This window comes from Ruminococcus flavefaciens 007c, assembly GCF_000571935.1.
Taxonomy (GTDB): domain Bacteria; phylum Bacillota; class Clostridia; order Oscillospirales; family Ruminococcaceae; genus Ruminococcus; species Ruminococcus flavefaciens_F.
The window spans coordinates 1-1,122 of sequence record NZ_ATAX01000005.1 but is presented as its reverse complement, the minus strand read 5'-3'; the positions used below and the strand labels follow the sequence as shown (position 1 = coordinate 1,122).

Genomic DNA, 1,122 nt, shown 5'->3' with positions numbered 1-1,122 from the left:
TGCATCTGATGAAGACGATGTAATCAAGGGCAACGGAAGAAGAGACGTTATCTTCGGCGGAGCAGGCAATGACAAGCTCTACGGAGGAAGCGGAAACGACGAGCTTCACGGCGGTACAGGAAACGACTACCTCAACGGCGGCAACGATAACGATACATACGTATTCGAGCTCGGCGACGGTAATGATACAATCAACGAGGAAAGAGCCGGCGGTACAGATAAGGTATTGTTCGGTGAAGGCATCACAGCAGATGACGTAGTTGTAACAAGAGACGGAAACGACATGGTTCTTCTCGTAGGCAACGACGGTGATACTCTCAGAATCACATCACAGTTCACAGATTACTACAACCGTATTGAGAACTTCGAGTTTGCAGACGGTACAGTAAAGACAATGGCAGACTATTACGCTGAAACAATTACCATGAACGTAAGCGGCGAGTACTCAGATCCCGATGACTACGCAACAGGTACAACAGTAATCAATGCATCTGATGAAGACGATGTAATCAAGGGCAACGGAAGAAGAGACGTTATCTTCGGCGGAGCAGGCAATGACAAGCTCTACGGAGGAAGCGGAAACGACGAGCTTCACGGCGGTACAGGAAACGACTACCTCAACGGCGGCAACGATAACGATACATACGTATTCGAGCTTGGCGACGGTAATGATACAATCAACGAGGAAAGAGCCGGCGGTACAGATAAGGTATTGTTCGGTGAAGGCATCACAGAAGACGACGTAGTTGTAACAAGAGACGGAAACGATATGGTTCTTCTCGTTGGAAACGACGGTGATACTCTCAGAATCACATCACAGTTCACAGATTACTACAGCCGTATCGAGAACTTTGAGTTTGCAGACGGTACAGTAAAGACAATGGCAGACTATTACGCTGAAACAATTACCATGAACGTAAGCGGCGAGTACTCAGATCCCGATGACTACGCAACAGGTACAACAGTTATCAACGCATCCGATAAGGACGATGTAATCAAGGGCAACGGAAGAAGAGACGTTATCTTCGGCGGTGCAGGCGATGACAAGCTCTACGGCGGCAACGGAAATGACGAACTCCATGGCGGTACAGGAAACGATTACCTCAACGGTGGCAATGACAA

1 protein-coding gene is annotated in these 1,122 nt (G+C 48.2%); it reads left to right on the top strand.

Translation table 11 applies throughout. The annotated features are described in order from the left end of the window. On the top strand, positions 1-1,122 hold a 1,122-nt coding region (locus RF007C_RS00680), incomplete at both ends, for a calcium-binding protein (protein WP_275450832.1).